General features: G+C 69.7%; 1 protein-coding gene and 1 pseudogene. Both read right to left on the bottom strand.

Going from position 1 to position 1,381, the window contains the following annotated elements:
- Positions 1–136 precede the first annotated feature (136 nt).
- Complete coding sequence (locus tag MU407_RS13965) at positions 137–559, bottom strand: VOC family protein (protein ID WP_246958396.1); 423 nt, start codon at positions 557–559, stop codon at positions 137–139.
- A gap of 88 nt (positions 560–647) precedes the next feature.
- A pseudogene (gene rraA, locus MU407_RS13960) lies at positions 648–1,131 on the bottom strand (ribonuclease E activity regulator RraA).
- Positions 1,132–1,381 lie beyond the last annotated feature (250 nt).

The raw sequence follows: 1,381 nt of genomic DNA, 5'->3' as shown, positions 1-1,381 counted from the left end.
GGTCGTGCTCGTCGTCGGTCGAGGTCAGCGCCATCCCGTCGAGGATCGCGGCGTGGTCGCGGCGGAGCGCCTCGATCCGCTCGTGAGTGCGGGTGCGTTCGGCCTCGAGCAGGGCGCGGAGGTCGCCGGAGACCACTCAGCCCTCGCTGCCGGAGATGTTGACCTGCCACACGATGCCGAAGCGGTCGGTGAAGGCGCCGTAGACATCGCCCCACATCTGCTTCTCGAGCGGCATCGTGATCTCTTCGCCCACGGACAGCTTCTCGTAGGCGCTGCGCAGCACCGCCTCGTCATCGCCCATCAGGAAGAGGATGACGTTGGTGCCGCGTGTGTACTCGCCCATCCCCTCGATCACGTCCGAGGCGTACAGGCGGATCAGGTCGGTGACCTCGAGGGAGCCGTGCATGATCTTGTGGGCTGCGGGGTCGCCCTCGGGGACCGCCTGGAACTCCCCGAAGGTGGCGAACTGCGGCGTGGCCCCGAGGGCCTCGCCGTAGAACTCGAACGCCTCGCGGGCGTTGCCGTCGAAGTTGAGGTAGGGGTGCAGTGCAGCAGGCATGGCGGACGTCCTCCTCGGCGTCGGCACCGGCTAGTTGCCGGGCGCTCGGGGAGAGCGTAGGTCCGGGGTCCGACAGCCGCCAGGGGGCTCAGCGCTCGACGAGCACCCCGTCCTCGTCGGCGACGAGCCGGGTACCCGGCCGGAAGGTTACCCCGCCGAACTCCACGGGCACGTCGACCGACCCCTGGCCGGTCCTCGTGGACTTGCGGGGGTTGGAGCCGAGGGCCTTGATCCCGAGCGGAAGGGTGCGCAGCACCGCGACATCGCGCACGGCGCTGTTGATCACCACGCCGGACCAGCCGTTCTCCACGGCGAGGGCGGCGATCATGTCGCCCATGACGGCGCGGCGCAGGGAGCCCGCCCCGTCGATGACCAGGACCGCGACCTCCCCGGGCGTGGACAGCACAGACTTCAGCAGCGAATTGTCCTCGTAGCACTTCACGGTGCGGACGGGACCGTCGAAGGCGAGCTCGCCGCCGAGGTCGAGGAGGGGGTGCGAGGGACTGCAGCTCCTCGCCGAGCTCGTCGTAGAGGTCTGCGGTGCGGGCATGCTGGGCTCCTTCACCGTCCACCGCCAGCGGTGCCCGGGCACGCGGCCGGGCCGGCGCGGGTCCAACTCCCACTGGGCCGGCTCGGCCAGCGGATCCGCCCGGCTCAGTTCCGCGCGCAACAAGACATGCGCGCAGACGTACGCCGCCTGACTTGCACAGGTGGTGGCGGATTTCGGGGTTGGGAGGCGTGTTTGTGCTGGTGAGGGGTGTGTGGGTGGTCCGGGGTGGCACACTAATCGGGTGGTGTTTCTCAGGAAGGTGAAGACGGCCT

Source organism: Brachybacterium sp. Marseille-Q7125, from assembly GCF_023062615.1.
GTDB lineage: Bacteria > Actinomycetota > Actinomycetes > Actinomycetales > Dermabacteraceae > Brachybacterium.
This window is presented reverse-complemented; position numbering and strand designations above follow the sequence as displayed.

What these genes read in the sequence shown, in the direction of transcription:
- MU407_RS13965 (WP_246958396.1), bottom strand. Translation starts at nt 559, where the DNA reads ATGCCTGCTGCACTGCACCCCTACCTCAACTTCGACGGCAACGCCCGC.